The 20350-nt window shown below is 73.0% G+C and carries 11 protein-coding genes; 10 read left to right on the top strand and 1 reads right to left on the bottom strand.

The window, feature by feature from the left end; all coding sequences use genetic code 11:
• The first annotated feature begins 185 nt into the window (after positions 1–185).
• From ACZ45E_RS03965 to ACZ45E_RS03950, 4 genes are all read left to right on the top strand, one after another.
• The gene (locus ACZ45E_RS03965) at positions 186–926 is read left to right on the top strand and encodes a type VII secretion system-associated protein (protein WP_468216196.1); all 741 of its coding nucleotides are present in this window, start codon (positions 186–188) and stop codon (positions 924–926) included.
• Positions 923–2203 carry a ricin-type beta-trefoil lectin domain protein gene (locus tag ACZ45E_RS03960; RefSeq protein WP_468216193.1) on the top strand — a complete coding sequence of 427 codons (1281 nt, stop codon included), beginning with the start codon at positions 923–925 and terminating at the stop codon, positions 2201–2203. The genes ACZ45E_RS03965 and ACZ45E_RS03960 overlap by 4 nt, the downstream gene beginning before the upstream one ends.
• A gap of 98 nt (positions 2204–2301) precedes the next feature.
• Positions 2302–5619 carry a right-handed parallel beta-helix repeat-containing protein gene (locus ACZ45E_RS03955; RefSeq protein WP_468216190.1) on the top strand — a complete coding sequence of 1106 codons (3318 nt, stop codon included), beginning with the start codon at positions 2302–2304 and terminating at the stop codon, positions 5617–5619.
• Positions 5616–6863 carry a S8 family serine peptidase gene (locus tag ACZ45E_RS03950; protein WP_468216187.1) on the top strand — a complete coding sequence of 416 codons (1248 nt, stop codon included), beginning with the start codon at positions 5616–5618 and terminating at the stop codon, positions 6861–6863. Before ACZ45E_RS03955 ends, ACZ45E_RS03950 begins: the two co-directional genes overlap by 4 nt.
• Before the next feature lie 52 nt (positions 6864–6915).
• Here the strand turns inward: ACZ45E_RS03950 and eccCa are convergent, their stop codons facing one another.
• A complete protein-coding gene (eccCa, locus tag ACZ45E_RS03945; protein WP_468216185.1) occupies positions 6916–10947 on the bottom strand; it encodes a type VII secretion protein EccCa in 4032 nt (1343 codons plus the stop codon).
• Positions 10948–11352: 405 nt separating this feature from the next.
• Between eccCa and eccD the strand changes: the two genes are divergently transcribed.
• The 6 genes from eccD (at position 11353) to ACZ45E_RS03915 (ending at position 20259) form a co-directional block, all read left to right on the top strand.
• Positions 11353–12759, top strand: coding sequence for a type VII secretion integral membrane protein EccD (eccD, locus tag ACZ45E_RS03940; protein WP_468216182.1), 1407 nt, complete (start codon positions 11353–11355; stop codon positions 12757–12759).
• A 63-nt stretch (positions 12760–12822) separates the two neighbouring features.
• Positions 12823–14439: a type VII secretion protein EccB gene (gene eccB / locus ACZ45E_RS03935; protein ID WP_468216179.1), complete on the top strand. Its 1617-nt coding sequence runs from the start codon at positions 12823–12825 to the stop codon at positions 14437–14439.
• Positions 14440–14938: 499 nt separating this feature from the next.
• Entirely contained in the window at positions 14939–15274 is a 336-nt protein-coding gene (locus tag ACZ45E_RS03930; protein ID WP_468216176.1) for a hypothetical protein, read from the top strand.
• A 90-nt stretch (positions 15275–15364) separates the two neighbouring features.
• Positions 15365–15673 carry a WXG100 family type VII secretion target gene (locus tag ACZ45E_RS03925; protein ID WP_468216174.1) on the top strand — a complete coding sequence of 103 codons (309 nt, stop codon included), beginning with the start codon at positions 15365–15367 and terminating at the stop codon, positions 15671–15673.
• 132 nt (positions 15674–15805) lie between these two features.
• Positions 15806–16303: a type VII secretion system-associated protein gene (locus ACZ45E_RS03920; protein ID WP_468216171.1), complete on the top strand. Its 498-nt coding sequence runs from the start codon at positions 15806–15808 to the stop codon at positions 16301–16303.
• 128 nt (positions 16304–16431) lie between these two features.
• Entirely contained in the window at positions 16432–20259 is a 3828-nt protein-coding gene (locus tag ACZ45E_RS03915) for an AAWKG family protein (protein WP_468216169.1), read from the top strand.
• Positions 20260–20350 lie beyond the last annotated feature (91 nt).

Here is a 20350-nt window from a genome sequence, read left to right as displayed (position 1 = left end):
CCTCCTGGAAAGTTCGCGACTCGGGCGGCAAACGGGCACGTGAGAGCCCGATACGGAGCAATCTCCGCGCCCTGCCGAAGAGGTGTGTATGGCATCCTGTTGGCTCCCTGATCTGATCAGTGCCGATGTGAGCGCAAGCCGTCCGGCACGGAAGAACCCGACGGAACACGAGAGTTCAGGTGCAGATGCGGCCCGGAGAACGGCACGAGGGCGGGCATACGGCCGACGCCACCGCCGACACCGGCCTCCCCGACATACCCGAGGCCGTGCGGGCCGCCGCACGGCAGGCGCCGGGGCACTGGGTCGGGGTGGTGGACCCGGAGTGGACCGAGGAGCGGACGCCACCGCAGTGGGCGGTCCTCGGGGAGTGGCAGTCGGACGCGGGCGGGGCCGTGACCGAGTACCGGGCCAACCCCGAGTACCGGCCTTCGGCCCGGGTGCTCGGCTGGCCCGAACCCACCGACCCGGTGGACGCGGCGGCACAGCGGGCCGCCACCGGCTACGGCTCGGTGGAGACGGCCGTCGCGGCGCTCGCGGAGGCGGAGGTCACCGTGGTGCGCGCACCGGACGGCGGGCCGCTCACGGCCACCGGTGAGGACGGCGCGCCCGTGGTGCTGTTGTTCACCTCGACAGCACATGCGTTCATGTCCCCGGCACTTCGGCACGGCACGCTGCCCGCACGGGAGTTGGCCCGTGCGCTGAGCGGTTCCGGCACCTCGCTGCTGGCCAACGCGGGAGCCGCGGCCCCCCTGCTCGTCCCGGCGGACCGCCTCCTCGCTGCGGCACCCGGGCCGCACGCCGAGGGCGCCCCCGCGCCGGATGCCGGGCCGGCCGCCCGTTCCGGCCCTCCGGCCGAGGCCGCTGCCACGGCCCGGACCACCGACTTGGCCGATCCCCGGCCCCGCACCTCTGGGAGGACCTTGTGACGCGCACGTCCGGCACCGACGGCGAGACGGCCGCGGCCGCCAGTACTCCCGCCGCCGCTGAGACCGGGGCCGAGTCCGGCCCCGTAGCGACGAAAGCGGGCCCCGAGGCCGCCGGCGCAGTCGGGGCGGAGCCCGAGGCGGGAGCCAAGTCCGGGGCCGGGGCCAAGTCCGGTACCGGTACCGGCACCAAGGCCGCACCTGAGTCCGGGGCCGAGTCCGGGGCCGAGGCCGGAACGGAGTCCGGGGCCGAGGCCGCACCTGAGTCCGGGGCTCAGCCCGGGGCCAAGTCCGGGGCCGACGCCGGAACTGACGCCGGAGCTGAGTCCGGGGCCGACGTAGGGACTGAGCCCCGGGGCAAGAGTGAGGGCGATCCCGAGGTCGATTCCGGGGATGCCGCCGCGGCCAAGAGCCGGCTGCCCGCGCTCGTGCGGACCATGACCGCGACAGCGATCGGTCAGCCGGAGCCGCAGGCCAGGCCCGTGGGACGGCCGGGCAAGGCGGTGCTGGCCGGGGCCGCGGTCGTCGGGGCGCTGCTCGTCTCGGTGCCGTTCCTGCTGGCCGGTGGGGACAACGACGACAACGACCGCAAGGAGACGACGGCGGCGGGCACCGTCCTGGACGGGAGCGCGCAGGACACGCCGGGCGCCTTCGCCGAGGCGACGCCCAGCGGCAGCCCCTCGGCCGACGGCAAGAAGAAGGCCGAGAAGAGCGAGAAGCCGGGGAACGCCGCTCCCTCGGTCGCCGCGGGCAAGAACGAGAGTCCGGCCGCGCCGAAGGCCGACGCCGCTGAGAAGAAGACGAAGAAGACGGAGTCGAAGAAGACGGAGACGAAGAAGCAGGACGACACGGAGAAGGCCGGCAGCAAGAAGAAGGCCCCCGCCCCCGTGACGTTCAGCGGCCCCGTCTCCTTCCGCAGCCATCTCAACGGCCGCTGCCTCGACGTACCGAACGCCGACTTCCGCGACGGCAAGAATCTGATCATGTGGGACTGCACGGGCCTGGAGGCACAGCGCTGGCAGTTCGGCTCCGACAACACCGTCCGCATCGGCGGCCTTTGCCTGGACGTCGCGGGCGCGGTGTTCGCCCCCGGCACCCCCATGCAACTCGCCTACTGCAGCGGCAACGACGCCCAGAAGTTCGTCCTGAACGAGCGGCACGACCTGGTCAACACCGTCGTCGGCATGTGCGTGGACATCAAGGGCAGCAACACCGACAGGGGGGCGCCCATCCAGCTCTGGACCTGCAACGGCGCCGACGCCCAGAAGTGGAGCCTCTGACCGGGCAAGGCATGATGTGATCGTCGGCTCGCCGACACGCGCCCCGGTGAAGCGGGGCGCTCCCGCCGAAGACGCAGCCGTGGCAAGGAGGTTGGTGCGTGTCGCGCCAGGTACTGACGGTCGGTCCAGGGGACCAGGACCGCTACCGGACCATCGGTGAGGCACTCGCCGCCGCCCGAACCGGCGCGCTCATCAGCGTCCGCCCGGGGACGTACGCGGAGAATCTGGTGGTCCACACCCGGGTCACCCTCACCGCCGCCGAGGGGCGGGGGACGGTGGAGATCCGGCCGCGCTCGGGCAGCGTGCTCGCGCTGCGCGCCGACGCCGTGCTGCTCACCGAGCTGACCCTGCGCGGCGGCGACCCCGAACAACCGGCCGTGGACGTACGGCGCGGGCAGGCCGCCCTCGACGGCTGCGAGATCGTCGGCGCCGCCTGGACCGCGCTCCTCGCCGGCGGCACCGGCTCGCTCGCGCTGCGCGAATGCCGGGTGAGCAACCCCAAGGGCGCGGGCGTCGTGGTCACTTCGACCACCCCCACCACCGTGGAGTCCTGCACCTTCGAGCACCTGGGCACGAGCGGCCTGGTCCTCGCGGAGCAGGGCGAGGCGCGCGTCCGCGGCTGCACCGTGCGCGACGCCCGGGGCAACGGCCTGCTCGCCAACGGCGAGTCCCGCGGCACCGTCGAGGACTGCGACCTCTCCTCGACGGACAAGCCGTCCCTTGCCCTGGAGGGGGAGAGCTCCCTCTCGGTGATCCGCACCGTGGTGCACGACACCAGTACGGGCGTGCACCTCAGCAGCGCGGGCCGCACCACGCTGGAGGACGTCCGCGTCACCGGGGCCTCCGGGCACGGGATCGCGCTGTCCGCGGGCACCGACCCGGTGCTGCGCCGCTGCCGCGTCTCACGCGCCCGCGGCCACGGCATCCTCGTCACCGACCGGGCGCGCGGCACCTTCGAGGACTGCTGGGTGGACGGCGCGGGCAGCGCCGCGGTGCGCGTCGCCGGGGCCGCCTCCCCGGCGCTGACCGGCCTGACCGTGCGCGACTGCGAGTACGCCGGACTGCTCCTGGAGGAGGACGCGGCACCGGAGCTCGACCGCCTGGAAGTGATCGGCGGCTCGCCCGCGGTCGCGCTGAGCGGCGGCGCCAACCCGATGCTGCGCAGGGCCCGTCTCGTGGAACCCGCCGGTGACGGCATCACCGCCACCAAGGACGCCAGGGGCCGCGTAGAGGACTGCGAGGTCGTCCGGCCGAAGGGCGCGGGTGTCCGCGTCTCCTTGGGCAGCACCCTCTACCTGGCGGGCGGCGGGGTCTCCGACTCCGCCGCGGGCGGCCTGGTCGTGGAGGACGGCGGCAACGTCACGGTCCGCGACTTCCGCGTCGAGATATCCGGCGAGGAGGGTGTGCTCGTCGCCGCGGGCGGTGAACTGACCGCCAACCGCACATCGGTGCATGCCGCGAAGGGCCACGGCTTCCTGCTGGGCGAGGGCGCGCTCGCCTCGCTCAGCGGCTGCGAGGCGACCGGCGGCGCCCAGGACGGCTTCCGGGTCGAATCCACCGCGCCGGTCTCGCTCGTCAACTGCCTGGCCCGGGAGAACGAGGGCGCGGGTCTGGTGCAGACCGCGCCCGGCGAACGGCTCGCCGTGGACGGCCTGAACAGCACCGGCAACGGCAAGCGGGACGCCTGGGGCAGCGGCAGCGCCGAGAACACCGACCCGGCCGGCGCCGGCGCCGCCGACGCGCCGCCGCCGGACCGCGCGGACGGCCCGCTCGGCGCCCTCAACGCGCTCATCGGCCTGGAGAACGTCAAGCAGCAGGTGCGCACCCTGGTCAATCTGACCCAGCTCGCCCGCCGCCGCGAACAACTCGGCATGCTGGCCCCGCCGATGAGCCGGCACCTGATCTTCGCCGGCCCCCCCGGCACCGGCAAGACCACCGTCGCCCGCCTCTACGGGGCGATCCTCGCCGAACTCGGCTCACTGCGCAGCGGGCACCTGGTGGAGGTCTCCCGCGCCGACCTGGTCGCCCAGGTCGTCGGCGGCACCGCGATCAAGACGAGCGAGACCTTCCAACGGGCCCTGGGCGGCGTGCTGTTCATCGACGAGGCGTACACGCTCACCTCGGACAGCGGCAACGGCGGCGCCGACTTCGGCCGCGAGGCGGTGGACACCCTGCTGAAGCTGATGGAGGACCACCGCGACGAGGTGGTCGTGGTCGCGGCCGGCTACTCCCGCGAGATGGACTCCTTCCTCGGCTCCAACCCGGGCCTCGCCTCCCGCTTCTCACGGACCGTCGAGTTCGAGAACTACTCGGTGCCCGACCTGGTCGCGATCATGGAGAGCATGTGCGCCCAGCACCAGTACGAACTGGGGGAGGGCACCGCGGCGGCGCTCGCCGCGCACTTCGAGGCACTGCCCCGCGACGCCGGCTTCGGCAACGGCCGTGCCGCGCGCGGGGTGTTCGAGGAGATGGTGGACCGGCAGGCCGTCCGGCTCTCCGCGCAGGCCCAGGTCGGTGAGCACGATCTGCGGCTGCTGCTGCCCGAGGACGTCTCCGCGACCGCCGCGACCCGGGCCACCGAGACCGCCGTACCGGACGACGACCCGCTGACCCGCCTCGGCGACATGATCGGCCTGTCCGAGGTGAAGCGCGACGTCGCCGACCTGGTCAACCTGATCACCACCGCCCGCCACCGCGCCGCCGCCGGTCTGCCGGTGCCCTCGCTCAGCCACCACCTGGTCTTCACCGGCCCGCCCGGCACCGGCAAGACCACCGTCGCCCGCCTCTACGGGGAGATCCTGGGCCGGCTCGGCATCCTGGAGCGCGGCCAGCTCATCGAGGCGGCCCGCGCCGACCTGGTCGGCCGCTACATCGGCCACACCGCCCAGCTCACCCGCGAGGTCTTCGAACGGGCCCGCGGCGGCGTGCTGTTCATCGACGAGGCGTACACCCTCACCCCGCGCGGCGGCGGCGCCGACTTCGGGCAGGAGGCGGTGGACACCCTGCTGAAGCTGATGGAGGACCACCGCGACGAGGTGATCGTCATCGTCGCCGGCTACACCGACGAGATGGAGCGCTTCCTCGGCTCCAACCCCGGCCTCGCCTCGCGCTTCCCGCGCCGGATCGCGTTCGCCGACTACTCCTCCGAGGAGCTGGTCACCATCGTGCGCGCCCAGGCCGTGAGCATGGGGTACGAATGCGGCCCCGGCACCGGCCCGTTGCTCAAGGAGTACTTCGACGGGCTGCCCCGCGACCGCTCCTTCGGCAACGCGCGCCAGGCCCGGCAGATGGTCGACGCGATGGTCACCCGGCAGGCGGGACGGCTCAGTTCACTCTCCGCGCCGACCCTGGACGACCTGCGGGTCCTGACACCCGACGACGTGAGCGCGGCGGCCGCCCCGAAGGCGGCCAGGTGAGGCCGCCCGCCCGCCGGGCCGCCCGCCTGCTGTCCGGCGCGGGCCTCACCGCCGCCCTGCTGCTGCCCGCCGTCGCCCCGGCCCGGGCGGACGCGCCGGGCACGGCGGCGGACGGCGGCGGGAGCCAGGCGCTGCCCGTCATGCCCTCCGCGCTCGACCCCGACGCCGAGCAGCCGACCTGTGTCCCCGCCTCCCGCGAGGAGGCCAAGAAGCAGGACTGGTCGCGCCAGCGCCTCGACCTGGACCGGGTGCACCGGCACAGCACCGGCGCGGGCGTGACCGTCGCCCTGATCGACACCGGTGTCGCCCCCGGCGCCGCCGGACTCGACGGCCGGGTCACCGCCCCGGGCGCCGCCGCCGACGACTGCGTGGGGCACGGCACCTTCCTCGCCGGACTGATCGCCGGGGCGGGCCCGCGGCTGGCCGGAGTCGCCCCGGACGCGAAGATCCTGGCGCTGCGCGGCACCGACCGACTCGGCGAGGCGGACCCCAGCCTGGTCGCCACGGCGTTGCGCGAGGCGACCGAGGCCCACGCGGACGTCATCGCGGTCGCGGTGGCGCTGCCGGGCCGCGACAAGGACGTCACCCGCGCGGTCGCCGAGGCGCGCGACGCGGGTGCGGTGGTGGTCGCCGCTGCCACCCCTGCCCCGCCCACGTCCGGCGCCGACGACATCCCGGCCCGCACGTACTGGCCGGCCGGTGAGCCCGGTGTCCTCTCGGTCGCCGACATGCTCCCGAGCGGCGCCCGCCCGGACGGCTCCCTGGCCACGGACGGCATCGACCTGGCCGCTCCCGGCGCGGGAGTGGTCTCCGGCGGCCCGCGCGGCACCGGGCACTACCTGGGCGGCGGTGCCTCGGTGGCCGCCGCCTACGCCGCCGGAGCGGCCGCGGCGGTCCGCGCCGCCCGCCCCGACGACTCCGCCGACGCCGTCACGCGCCGCCTGACCGCCACCGCGTACCCGGCCGACCTCCCGCAGCTGGACCCGTACGCCGCCGTCACGGCCGTGCTGGGCGGCGCCGGCTCCGGTGCGGCGGCGGTCACCGGACACGCCGCCGACCCCGTGACCGTCCGCGACACCGCGGCGGCCGACCGCGCCACCGGCCGCGCCACGCTGTTCGTCCTCCTCGGCTCGGCCGCCGTCCTGGCCGCGCTCTGGGCCGGGTTCGCCCTCTCCCGGGCCCGCGCGCGGGGCTGGCGCCCGGCGGAGGCGGACGCGGCGGGCGGCGGCGGGGCCGCGAACTGAAGCGGCGGGGGCCACCTCCAAACGACCCCCGCCGCTTGTGGGCGCCGGGCCCTCAGCCCTCCTGCCCCCGCTCCTCCTCCACCAGCGCCGTCTGCATCAGCCGGGCCCGGCCCCTGGCGATGTGCAGAGCACGGCCCGGCGGCAGGTTGAGCGGCTTCGCGTTGCCGAACAGGCGGCCCTCCGTGGGCGGGCAGGAGAGCACCACGGCCGGGTTGTTGGCCTCGTCCATCCGGCGTACGAGACCGTCGCTCAGACCACGTCCCGCACCCATCGCGCTCCGGGCGACGACCAGGTGCAGGCCCATCTCGAAGCCGAGGGCGAGGTGCTGGAAGAGCGGCTCGAACGGATTCTGGAAGGAGTTGCCCGCGACCATGTCGTAGTCGTCGACCAGGATGAAGAGGCGCGGCCCCGTCCACCAGTCGCACCGGCGCATGCGGCCGGGCGCGATGTCCGCGCCGGGGACCCGGGTCTTCAGCGCGCGGGCCGCGCCCTCGACCGTCTCCGTGAGGTTGTCCAGGGAGATCACGTGCCCGATGCGGTACTCCTCGGGGACGGCGTCCACCAGGGTGCGGCGGTAGTCCACCACGATGATCTTCGCCTCGTTCGGCGCGTACCGGGCGGTGATGCCTTGGGTGACACGGCGCAGCAGGTTGGTCTTGCCGCTCTCGGTGTCGCCGACCACGATCAGGTGCGGGGTACGGCTGAAGTCGTGCCAGACCGGTTCCAGCGCGTCCTGGTCGATGCCGAGCGGCAGCCGCATGCCGCCGCCCTCCGTGGCCTCGGGCGCGGGCAGTTCGGCCAGCGGCAGCCGGTGCGGCAACATCCGGACCTGCGGGGCGCGCTCGCCCTTCCAGTGCCGGGAGATCTCGCCGACCAGGTGGCCGACGCCGTCGCCGAGGTCGTCGAGGGAGCCGCTGCCGTCCAGCCGCGGCAGACCCGCCAGGAAGTGCATCTTGCTGTCGGCGGTGATGCCGCGGCCGCCGCTGCGCGGCACCGAGCGCGCCTTGCGGGTGTCGACCTCGGAGTCCATCGGATCACCCATCCGCAGTTCGAGCCGGGTCGCGGACTGGTCGCGGACCTGTGCCGACAGCTCCACCCAGCGGGCGGTGGTGACGACCAGGTGGATGCCGTAGTTGAGGCCGCGGGCGGCGAGCTCGTTGAACTTCGGGATCAGCTCGTCGTAGTCCTGACGGACCGTGGACCAGCCGTCGACCACCAGGAACACGTCACCGAAGGGTTCATCGCGGAACTCCCCGGCGGCCCGGCGCCGCCGGTAGGACTGCATCGAGTCGAGGGTGTGGTCCACGAAGAACTGCTCGCGCCGGGCGAGGAGCGCCATGACCTCGGCGACGGTCCTGTGCACCCGCTCCGGGTTGAGCCGCGCCGCCACCCCGCCGACATGGGGGAGACCGGCCAGCTGCGACAGGCCACCGCCACCGAAGTCGAGGCAGTAGAACTGGACCTCGGCCGGCGTGTGGGTCAGGGCGAGCGCCGCGATCAGCGTGCGCGTCAAAGTGGACTTGCCGCTCTGTGAACCGCCGGCGACGGCGACATGGCCGCCCGCCCCCGACAGATCGACGACCAGCGGGTCGCGGCGCTGCTCGAAGGGCTTGTCGACCAGACCGACCGGCACGCGAAGGCGGCCGGTCCCGGGCCAGCCGGTGGCGGTGAGACCGCGCTCCGGGTCGGCGGCGACCCCGGCCAGCAGCACGTCCAGCGGGGCGGGCTCGTCCAGCGGCGGCAGCCACACCCGGTGCGCGGGCGGACCCGAGTCGCGCAGCCGCTCCAGAGCCACCTCCAGCAGCGTCTCCTCGGCGCCGCTCTCCTGCGCGGCCGGCTCGGGCTCCGGCGCGGCCTCCAGCGTCCGGGGCACCACCCAGCCGTTGGTCCACGGCACGACCTGGCTGGCCACCCGGGCCTGCACCACCGCGCCGGTACGACGCCGGTACGTACCGGAGGAGTACGCGGCACGGAACCGGGTCAGGGCCTCCACCCCGGACTTCAGATAGCCGCTGCCCGGCTGGGCGGGCAACTCGTAGGCGTCCGGCACCCCGAGCACCCCGCGGCTCTCCATGGCGGAGAAGGTCCGCAGACCGATGCGGTACGACAGATGGCTCTCCAGCTGGTGCATACGCCCCTCGTCCAGGCGCTGCGAGGCGAGCAGCAGATGCACTCCGAGGGAGCGGCCGAGGCGGCCGATCATCACGAACAGGTCCATGAACTCGCGGTGTGCGGCGAGCAGTTCACTGAACTCGTCGACCACCACGAACAGGCTCGGCAGCGGCTTGAGGTCCGCTCCGCCGGCCCGCGCCCGCTCGTACTCCAGGGCCGAGGTGTAGTTCCCGGCGGCGCGCAACAGCTCCTGGCGGCGGATGAGTTCGCCGTGCAGGGCGTCCTGCATCCGCTCCACCAGGGCGACCTCGTCGGCGAGGTTGGTGATGACGGCGGCGGTGTGCGGGAGCTCCTCCAGGCCGAGGAAGGTGGCGCCGCCCTTGAAGTCGACCAGGACGAAGTTGAGCGTCTCGGAGGAGTTGGTCAGGGCGAGCCCGAGGACGAGGGTGCGCAGCAGCTCGCTCTTGCCCGAGCCGGTGGCGCCGATCAGCATGCCGTGCGGGCCCATGCCGCCCTGCGCTGACTCCTTGATGTCGAGTTCCATCGGGCGGCCGTCCTCGCCGACCGCGATCGGCACCCGCAGCCGGCCGGAACCGGTGTGCCGTTCGAAGACCGTCCGCGGCTCGTGCCGGTGCAGGTCGGGTATGCCGAGCAGGGTGGTCAGCTCGACGTCGGTCTCCAGGGGCAGCGCGATATCGGTGCCCAGACTGATCCGCCGGGCGGTCAGCAGCCGCGCCAGCGACTCCGCGCCGAGCGGGCCGAGCCGGTCCGGCCGGCCGAGCGGCACGGAACGCTCCTTGCGGCTGCGGTCGGTGCGCACCAGACTCACCCGGTCGGGGCCGACGGTCAGCCGCAGTGTGTTGCGGCCGGGCCGCCAGCGCAGCGCCCCGGAGAGGTCGATCACCAGCGCGTTGCGGTAGCCGGGCCCCTCCCAGCGGTGGCCCTCGGGGACGGTGACGCCGTCCAGGACGACGACCGTGTACGGCTCGTCCCGGCCGGGCCTGGCATCCGGATCGAAGCCGGGGCGCTCGGTGAACTCGGCGCCGAGCAGATCGTCCAGCTCGGTGAGGTCGGCGGTGACCCGGCGCACCTGCCCCGCGCCGTCCTCCTCCTGCGGATGCAGGGTGTGCGGCAGCCACTTGGTCCACTCCCAGTCGGGCCGCCGCTCGTCGCTGACGCAGAACGCGAGCCACAGCTCCTCGGGCGCGTGGAAGACCGCGAGCTGGCCGAGCATGGCACGCGTCAGGGCACGTACCGCGTCGGACGACGGAGCGCCGGGAGCCCCCTCGGCCGTCCCCTCAGCCGCCTCCTCGGGGCGCAGCAGGACCCGCGCCGAGGAGCGCAGATACAGGCCGAGGGGCTGGTCGGGGATGGTGGAGTAGGCGCGGACGAAGCGGCGCAGGGCGTGCGCGCAGAGCGGCTCCAGGTCCTCCACCGGGCGGGTGGAGACCGGCTCCAGGGCGACGGCGAGCTGCTGTTCACCGACCGCGAGCCGTACCTCGCCGAAGTCCTCGTCCGCCGGGCGGCGCTCCCACAGCCGCGACGTGCGGGCCAGCGAGCGCAGCGAGGCGGGATCCGGATGGCGCCAGGCGAGCGCCCGCTGCTGCTCCACGATGGTGGTCCTGACCCGCTTGCGGATCTGCGCCAGATAGCGGAGGTAGTCGCGGCGCTCACCCTTCAGACGCTGCTTGCGCTCTCCGGAGCGGCGCATCAGCTGGCCCAGCAGCATGGCCGCCGCGGCGAGCACCATGACGCCCATCGCCAGATACATGAAGACGCCGTTGCCGCCACCGGTGCGCAGGAACATCAGCATCATCGACACCGACATCAGCACCATCGGCAGATACGTCCACACCGCCGAGGTGTCCGGCACGGTCTCGGCGAGGACCGGTGGCTCCTGGAGGGTCAATTGCCCGTCCGGCATCTGCGGACCACGCCTGCGGGCCGGCCGGCGAAACAGCACCACGCTCAAGGAACAGAACCTCCGGTTCATTCGCTTTCGGCCCACACCGAATACCGGCGCTCCCGGTCGTGGAAATGACCGCACCACACCGATTCTCCGGGTTCCGGGTGACACCATGAACACCGGGTGAATGCTGCGAGCGGATTGCGGGCGGCCGACTTCTCTTCCCGTCGCCAACTCCGGAGCGGGCAAAGGAGCCCGGACCGCAGCAGATGCCGACGGACATAGGCAGTAGTCTGCATTCACGGAACGCGACCTGTCCACGCGGCTGGGGCGGGCGCCGGGTCCGCGGGGTCAATTCCGCTGCCCGGCCGACCGGTTCTCGTCCGCGCGGTCCTTCCGTACTCTTCGCACGTCCCCTCCCCCGGGGAAGTTCTCCCGGCAAAGCCCCCACGGAAGACGAGAGTTCAGCCGATGACCGACAGCGTGGTGGCCGCACTGTGCCGCCTGACCGTACGTGCGCCGAGCGTTTCCGTCGATCTGGCCGTACCCGCCGACGTACCGGTCGCCGACCTTCTGCCCACGCTGCTGCGTTACGTCGGTGAGGAATCCGAGGAAGCCGGGCTCGATCACGCGGGCTGGGTGCTCCAGCGGCTCGGTGACGCCCCGCTCGACGAGGAGACCACCCTCGCCCGTGCCGACCTCCGCGACGGAGACGTGCTCTATCTGCGCCCGCACACCGAGGCGCTGCCCGAGGCCCGGCTCGACGACCTGGTGGACGGGATAGCCGACACCGCGGGCCGGCGGCTGCACACCTGGAGCCCCCGCGCGGCCCGCGGACTGCTGGTGGGCGCGGCGGTGGCGACCGTGGTGGCCGCCCTCGTCCTCGTGGTCAGGCCCGGGGTGGCCGGCTCCGGTTCCGTGCGGGCGGGTTTCGCGACCGTGGCCGGGCTGCTGCTGCTCGCGGGCGCGGGCTCCGCCAGCCGCGCGGTCGGCGACCGGCTCTCCGCCACCGCGCTCGGCCTGCTCGTCGCGCCCTGCCTGGCCCTGGCCGGCTGGCTGCTGCCCGGCGGCGACATCACGGGCCCGGACGCGACACAGGTGGTGGGCGCACGGCTGCTGGCGGCGGGCGCGGCCGGCGCCGGCGGCGCGGTCCTCGCCCTCGCCGCCACCGCGGTCGGCGCCCCGGCCCTCCTGGCCACCGCCGTGGTCGCGGTGGCGGCCGCGATCGCCGGAGCCCTGATGGGATACACGGGCCTCGACGCCGCGGCCGCCGTGGCGCTGGTGGCGACGGTGATGGCGCTGGCCGCCGGGGCGGTGGCACCGTTCGCCTTCAAGCTGGCCGGGATGCGGATGCCCGCACTGCCGTCATCGGCGGGCCAGCTCCAGGAGGGCATCGAGCCGTACGCCGGTGGCGAGGTCGCCGAACGCACCCTGCTGGCGGGCCGCTGGGTCACTGCGCTCTTCGCCGCCACCGGCGCCGTCGCCGCGCCCGCCCTGGTCGTCCTCGCCGCCCGCCCCGGCCTGCCCGAGGTGCTGACCTCCCTCGCGCTCAGCCTGCTGCTGCTCCTGCACTCCCGCGGCCTCGTGCACATCGGACAGCGGCTGACCCTGGCCGTCCCCGGCGTGTGGGGGCTGCTGCTGCTCGCCGGCGCGTGGGCGGTGGACAGCCAGGGCCACGGCCGGGCCGTGGTCTTCGCGGTCCTGCTGGCCGCGGCGGCCGCACTCGTGATCGCCGCCTGGACGGTGCCAGGCCGCCGGATGCTGCCCTACTGGGGCCGGGCGGCGGAGCTGGCGCACACCGGCCTCGCGGTGGCGCTGGTGCCGCTCACCCTCTGGGTGGCGGGGCTGTTCGGCTGGCTGCGCGGCCTCTTCGGCTGAGCCCGCCCGCACACAGATACGCGCCGGTACGCCGGCCGATCGAGAACGAGTCCAGGAGAGGCCGTGCAGTCCAAACGCGACCAGGTACACGCCCATACGTTCATGATGGGCAGGCTCAGTTCGGGTCTGCTGACGGCCGACCCGGACGCCCCGGAGAGCCCGCTGGGCCGGACCACCCGCGGCGTCGTCTTCGGCGCGCTGGCGACCGTGCTCATCGGCGGCGGAGCCTTCGTCTACGGCCTGTTGAGCCCCGGCGGGAACGACAGCTGGCGCGACGGCGAACACCTGGTGGTCAACCGCGACACCGGCGCGCGGTACCTGTGGACCGGCACCGACGGCGTCCTGCACCCGGTGCGCAACTACGCCTCCGCGCGGCTGATCGGCGGCTCCGACCTGCCGACCTCGGACGTGCGCACCGCCTCCCTCGAGGATGTGCCGGTGGGCTCCGCGGTCGGCCTGCCCGGGGCGCCGGACGCCGTGCCCGGGACCGGCCAACTCGACGACGGGGCCTGGAACATGTGCGTCACCGGCCCGGACGGGGCGTCGTCCGACACCTCCGGCGCGGTGGCGGAGACCGGGGTGCGCAAGCCGGGCGCCACGACCATGGTGGCCGGGGCGCCGGTCGACTCCCGCGCCGTCGCGGGCGACCACGCCCTGCTGGTACGCGGCCCGGACGACACCGAGTACCTGGTGTGGCGGGGCAGCCGGCTGGCGCTGGACCGCGCCTCCGACGCCCGTAACGCCCTCGGCTACGGCTCCCAGCGGCCCGCGCCGGTCTCGGCTGCGTTCCTCGACGCGCTGGCGTCCGGCCCCGCCCTGAAGCCGCCCCCGGTGCCCGGCCGCGGCGGGGAGGGCCCCGAGATCGGCGGTGGGCCCAGCCGGGTCGGCCAGGTGTTCAAGGTCAGCGTGCCCGGCGGCGGCAGCACGTACCATCTGCTGCGCCAGGACGGCCTGGTGCCGCTGACCCGCCTCGGCGCCGCCCTGGTGCTCGGCGACCCGGCCACCCAGAAGGACGCCTACCAGGGCCGTTCGCCCGAGGCGCGGACGGTCGGCGCGGACGCGCTGCGCGAGCACCGGGCGAAGGACGCGGGCACCGCCGGGTCGGCGGAGCTGCCGGACGCGCCGCCCGTCCCGCAGTCGGTGCCGCGCGGGTCCGCGCTCTGCGCCGAGGTGGACGGCGACGACGGCGGCGCCCGGATCAGATCCGTGCTGGTCCCGCTGGCCCGGCTCGCCCCGGTCGCGGCGCCGGAGGGCACCACGCTGCGGCCGGCCTGCGTGCCGACCGACGTCACAGTGGTGCGGCCGGGACGCGGCGCCCTGGTCAGGGCCCTGAACGCGAGCGGCGCCGCGCACGCCGGAACCACCTACCTGGTGGCGGAGAACGGCGTGAAGTACCGCGTCGCCGCCAAGGACGCCCTGGCGGCCCTCGGGTACGGGCCGGACGACGTCGGCGCGGTCCCGGCTCCGCTGCTCGCGGCGTTGCCGACCGGCGTGGACCTCGACACCGCGGCCGCTTCGGGTGCGGCGAAGCCCAAGGTCACGGCTCCGGCCTGCGGCGACGCCAAGGCGGATGCGGATGCGGATGCCGAGGCCGGTGCCGAGGCCGCCGACGCCGGAACGGACAAGGCCGCGGACGCGGAGAAGGCGGGCATCGTGCGCGCAGCCGACATCGCGCACTGATCACCTACCGACCATGCCAACCAGGGCATAAGGTGCCGAAGAAAAGGAAAAGGGCGGGCCGGGACGGATTCGAGGCGAATCCGGGGCGAAATCCACGTGGGCCGACGCGAGTTCGGCGAATCGGGTGGCGCTCGGGAGCGGCGGCGAACCTCAGATAAAGCTCAGAGTTTTCGGCGGGTTTCACCACCCGGGATTCCGTGGCGGCGCGTACTCATTGCGGCAAATGTGTCCCCTCCGTTGCCCGTTCGCCTTCTCCGTGTGCCCGTTTCCCGCCCGTGTCGCCACAACGGGCGGGGGCCCGCGCCCGCTTGTCCCGAAGCGGTCGGCGGACGCGTGTTCATTCAGCCGAAACCCGCCGACAACTCCGCTGCCACGTAAGCAATTTGTGGGCCTGCCGAGCCTGGAATGTTCCCTGCACGCGTTGCGCGGAACCCCTTCTTCTCTTTAGCCTCGGCGGGTAACGGTGCGACGAGACTTGCCCGAACGAAGGGAACGCGACATGGCCGACAGCGCCGCTAGGAAAGCGGACTATGCCAAGGGTCTGGGAGGCGTCTCCTCCCTGGAGTCGGCCCGGCAGCAGGTGGAGAAGACCCAGAACAACGTCGCCGAGATCGCCGCGCGTTCAGGCGTCGGCGGCGACGAGGGACAGGCCCTGCTGAAGCTCTTCCGCAGCTGGAACTCCGAGGCGCAGAAGGTCGTCGTGCAGATCAGCAAGATGATCGACGCGCTCCAGGAGAACGTGACCTCCGCCAACCGTGTGGCGAAGGAGAACCAGGACCTCACCGAGGTCCTCAACAGCAAGACCAGCCAGGGCGTCTTCGAGGCGCTGCGCTGAAACCCCCGCTGTGGCACCGGCCCCGCGACGCGAGGCCGGGCCGCGTGAACTTCCGGGGCCCCGGCGCCCGGTCACCGAAGAGGAGACGTCATGGCCGACGGCATCATCGATGTGCAGTACCCCAAGGTCCGGCAAGCCATCGAGGAGTTGCAGGAGCAGACCAAGCACATCATCACGACCCTCAACAACCTGGAGGACGAGCTGAAGCCGCTCATCAACTCCTGGGAGGGCGCGGACCAGGAGACGTACCGCGGCGTGCAGGCGGAGTGGGACCGGGCGACCGCGAACATGGCCAAGCTCCTCGGCGACAACGGTGAGCTGATCCAGAGTATTCACGACAACCACTCCCGCGACGAGCGCAGGAGCTCCGACAACTGGGGCAACGTGCGGGCCCGTTAGGGCGTGTGTCCCAGGGCCCGAGCGCGGTAACCCCTCGTCCGTCCGGAGAGCGGGCCCCGGTATCCGGCCGGGGCCCGCCCGGGCGGGCCCCCACCCTCGTCCCGTCCGGCAGCAAGCGGCAGGAGAGCGTCCATGGCCGGTGACAAGGCCGACGTCAAGCATTTCGACCTCAAGCAGATGGAGAACTTCCGGGACAACGAGGTGCACCCGGTGTACACCGCCGCCAAGAGGCACCGCGAGGAGGGCACCTCCGACGCCCGCCCGCTGGGCGACCTCCTCGACGGGCACAACACGGCGGACAACCTCGACCAGGACAAGCAGCTTCTGCGCATCGGCAAGATGCTGAAGGACCCCCTGGTCTCGGGACCGACGCTGATCGAGGACATCACCACCGCGGCCACGGCCATCGACGCGCTGCTCGGTGACCAGATGGACCTGTTCGAGGAGTTGAAGGCGGCGCTCACCGACACCATCGACGAGGCCAACAAGACCAAGGACAAGAACCTGGACGCGATCGACGCCCAGACCTTGCTCCAGAGCTTCGAAGAGGTCGACACACTCACCGCGGGCGGCACCGGCGGCACCGGCGGCACCGGCGGCACAGGCGACAAGGACGACGACGACTCCTGAGCCCGTACCGCGCGTTCCGGTAGGGGCCTGGGCCGCCCGGCGCGCCCGAGTGAGAAACATCCGGCCGCACACCCGCACGAGGACGCGGCTCGCCGGCCCGGACGAAAACCGACCAGAAAGGGTGCCCGGTGGCCAAGGGGTACGACGAGAATTCCGAGGGTTACGTCAAGTTCGCCGAGGCGTTCGGCGGTACCGCGGACCACACGACCGATATCTGGGCCACTCTGGTCACCCACATCACTGGCTACAAGGTGCCGGACCGCGCCACCCTCTTCGACACGCTCCGCTCCGACAAGGGCGGCAAGCTCTTCCGGATGGACATCCAGGAGCGCGGCCTCAGCCTGCTCACCAAGGACTCCGGCCTGGGGATGAACGCGGGCGAGGACTACGACATCTGGTTCTTCGACCGAGGTGACAAGTACTCGATCAAGCAGGCCCGGATCGTCTTCGAGGGCACCGTGAAATCCGGCGACGAGATCCTCTTCGCCTCTCCCGACGCCGACAACGTGAACGACGCGTCGGTCCGGGGAGGCGCCGATTTCACGGACTACAACAAGGACAAGATGAGCACCGTCGCGCTCGCCCGGTACATGAACGGGCCGCGGGCGGCGCTCATGGCCCTGCTCGACGGCAGCACGGCGGACGCCCGGTTCAGCGGCCTGGGCGTCCCCGACACCGACGTGGTGGACCTGGACTCCTTCGACGCCGCCGGGCGTTCCTTCGACTACGCCGCCAAGTTCTTCAAGGACCAGGCGCCGGTGCTGAAGGGCTGGGAGGACCGCTTCGGCGGGGACGACGCGAGCTGGAAGGGCGAGGCGGCCAACGTCTTCCGCGATCTGCTGAAGAAGATCCGCGAGAACTACGACAACTACGTCGAGACCTTCAACTCGACCGCGGGGGAGGGCAGCGAGACCGGCACCGGACAGACGGTGTACTCGCGCGCTCTGTCCCTGGGCCGCAAGTACCTGGAGGACTCCGCCAGAACGCTGCTCGAAGCGTGGCTGGACTGGGCCCAGTCCCCGTACTACGACCCGCATCAGGTGCTGCGCTACGTCCTGGACGACCTCGCCCAATGGGTGGACAGGGAGAACGTCGGCAAGACGCACATCCAGTCGACCTCCAGTGCCTACTCGTACGTCATCACCCACCAGCCGCAGGAGGGCTTCAGCCAGACTCACCCGGACTACGGCGACCTCACCGACATGGCGAGCTGGGCCAAGGTCGGTGACAAGGCCGTCAAGACCTGGAACCAGGGCCTCGACATGTATCTGCGCAACGCCGCGGCCCAGGTGCAGTCCAAACTGAACAACCACTTCCTGGACCTCGGCGACGACTTCACGGACAACGTGCCCAAGCCGAAGACGACCAGCACGGCCGCGTCGGACTACACGGACAAGACGACGCAGGACGCGAACGACGAGCTCGACAAGGCGAACGCGGCTGCCGCCGCGGCGGCAGCGGACGCGGCGAAGGCGAACGAGGACGCCGCCAATGCCGCGAAGAAGGCGGCCGAGGACTCGGCGAAGGCGAACGCGGACGCGGCCGCGGCCGCGAAGAAGGCAGCGGAGGACTCGGCGAAGGCGAACGGGGATGCGGCCGCCGCCGCGGCCAAGGCGGCCGCGGATGAGGCCAACGCCCTGAAGGACAGCCTCGGCAAGGGCGGCGGCGACAGTCCGGGCGGGGGCGACACCACGAGTCTCAACCTCGATGACCTGCTGAACCCGGGCGGCGGCCAGAATGGCGGGGGCAACCCGGACGGCGCGAACAACCCGGCTACCCAGAGCCTCGATCTCGACGATCTGCTGAACTCGGGTGGCCAGGGCGGCGGGAACAACCCTGCGACCCAGAGCCTCGGCCTCGACGATCTGCTGAACTCGGGTGGCCAGGGCGGCGGGAACAACCCTGCGACCCAAAGCCTCGGCCTCGACGATCTGCTGAACTCGGGTGGTCAGAGCGGTGCGAACGATGCTGTGACCCAGAGCCTCGGCGGCGACGGCCTGAACAGCTCCGGTGGCGACGGGAGCCAACAGCCCGTCACCGTGCCGCCGATCACGCAGGACCTGGGCACCCTCGGCGGGCTCGGCAGCGGTCCCAGTACGTCGCTCAAGAGCTCGACCGGCGGCAGTACCCGGCTCGGCGACGGCAAGGTCACCACCGGCTTCGCGGACGGCAGCAGTACCGCCTTCGACCCCGACAGCGGGACGCTGACCACCACGCACCCGGACGGTTCGACGACGACCACCGATCTGGGCAGCGGTGCCGAGGTGACGAATCCGGACGGGTCGGTGACCTCGCTCGGCCAGGACGGGAAGCTGACGACCACGTTCCCGGACGGGACGGTGCAGAGTGTCGATCCCACGAGCGGTCAGGCGGCCACCACCCACCCGGACGGCACCACGACCACGTCCGACCTGGGCACCCTCGACGGGCTGAACGGCGGCCCCGGCGGTGACAGCGTGCTCGACACCCCGACCGGCGGCAGCACCCAGCTGAACGGTACCGGTGACCTGACGACCGACTTCCCGGACGGCGGCAGCAGCACGTTCCACCCCGACAGCGGGACGCTGACCACCACGCACCCGGACGGTTCGACGACGACCACCGATCTGGGCAGCGGTGCCGAGGTGACGAATCCGGACGGGTCGGTGACCTCGCTCGGCCAGGACGGGAAGCTGACGACCACGTTCCCGGACGGGACGGTGCAGAGTGTCGATCCCACGAGCGGCCAGGCGGCCACCACCCACCCGGACGGCACCACGACCACGTCCGACCTGGGCACCCTCGACGGGCTGAACGGGCTGAACGGGCAGAGCCAGCAGAACGATCCGGGGGACCTGAGCGACCTGGGCAACCTCGGCCAGGACGTGCCCACCCAATCGCTCGACCTGGGCGACCTCGGGAACCTGAACGGCGACCAGTCCGGACTGCAGACCCCGACGGGCGGTCACACCGCGCTCTCCGGTGGCGACTTCACCACCACGTACCAGGACGGCAGCACCGCCGCGTTCGACCCGGGCAACGGGCAGCTCACCACCACCCACCCGGACGGCAGCACCACGATCACCGATCTCACCCATGGCGCGGCGGTGACCAATCCGGACGGTTCCTCGACCATGCTCGACAACGGCCGGCTGAGCACCACCTTCCCGGACGGCAGCACCCAGATCATCGACCCGGACACCGGGGTGGCGAACCTCACCGATCCGCAGGGCCACACCGAGACGGTGGATCTGGGAGCCCTCAACTCGTCCGGCAACGACAGTTCGGGCCTGCTCGACGGCCTCGACTCGACCGACGGCAACGGCTCCGGCCTGCTCGACGGCCTGGGCGGTTCGGACGGGACCGGCGGTGGCACCACCAGCCGGGACGTGTCGCTCTCCGATCTCGGCCTCGGCAGCGGTGCGAACGGCGGTGCCCCGGACGTCGCGGGCTCCGGCGCCGGATACCCGGGTGACGCGGGCGTCGGTGCGACCGCCGCCGGGTCCACCGGGATCAACGGGTCCACCGGGTTCACTGGATCCGCCGGGACCGGCGTCGCCCCGCTGTCGGACAGCGCCGCCGGAGGCGCCGCCGCACCGGCTTCCGCCGCGGCGGCCGGCACTCCCGGAACCCCGGGGACGCCCGGCAGCCCCGGCATGCCCATGGGTGGCGCCGGCGGCATGGGCGGGGGCGGCGAGAAGGGCAACGGCGAGCGGGTCCGCGCGGTCCTGGTCGACGCGGTGGAGGAGAGCGAGCGCCGCAACCGCCGTCGGCGCAGCCCCTGGAACCGCCAGGAGGACAGCGACACCTTCCTCTCACCGCCCTCCCGGGTGGCGACCACCGGCGGCGACCACTCCGCGCGGGAGACGGAACCGGGCGGCGTCCGGGGGACCACCAGTTCCGCCGACTACCTGGAGGGGGACGCGGACGTGTGGGGTACCGAGGAGGGCGGCACCCCGGCCGTCATCGGCCGGTGACCACGGCGCGGGCCCGCCACCGCCCCTGCGGCCCTGGCGGAGAGACGGGCCCTGGCGGAGAGACGGGCCCCGACGGAGAGACGGGCCCTAC

The organism is Streptomyces sp. NPDC030991, from assembly GCF_055571235.1.
Note: the sequence above shows the minus strand (reverse complement) of the source record. Positions and strands in the feature narration are given on the sequence as shown.

What these genes read in the sequence shown, in the direction of transcription:
- ACZ45E_RS03925 (WP_468216174.1), top strand. Translation starts at nt 15,365, where the DNA reads ATGGCCGACGGCATCATCGATGTGCAGTACCCCAAGGTCCGGCAAGCC.
- ACZ45E_RS03965 (WP_468216196.1), top strand. Translation starts at nt 186, where the DNA reads ATGCGGCCCGGAGAACGGCACGAGGGCGGGCATACGGCCGACGCCACC.
- ACZ45E_RS03930 (WP_468216176.1), top strand. Translation starts at nt 14,939, where the DNA reads ATGGCCGACAGCGCCGCTAGGAAAGCGGACTATGCCAAGGGTCTGGGA.
- eccD (WP_468216182.1), top strand. Translation starts at nt 11,353, where the DNA reads ATGACCGACAGCGTGGTGGCCGCACTGTGCCGCCTGACCGTACGTGCG.
- ACZ45E_RS03920 (WP_468216171.1), top strand. Translation starts at nt 15,806, where the DNA reads ATGGCCGGTGACAAGGCCGACGTCAAGCATTTCGACCTCAAGCAGATG.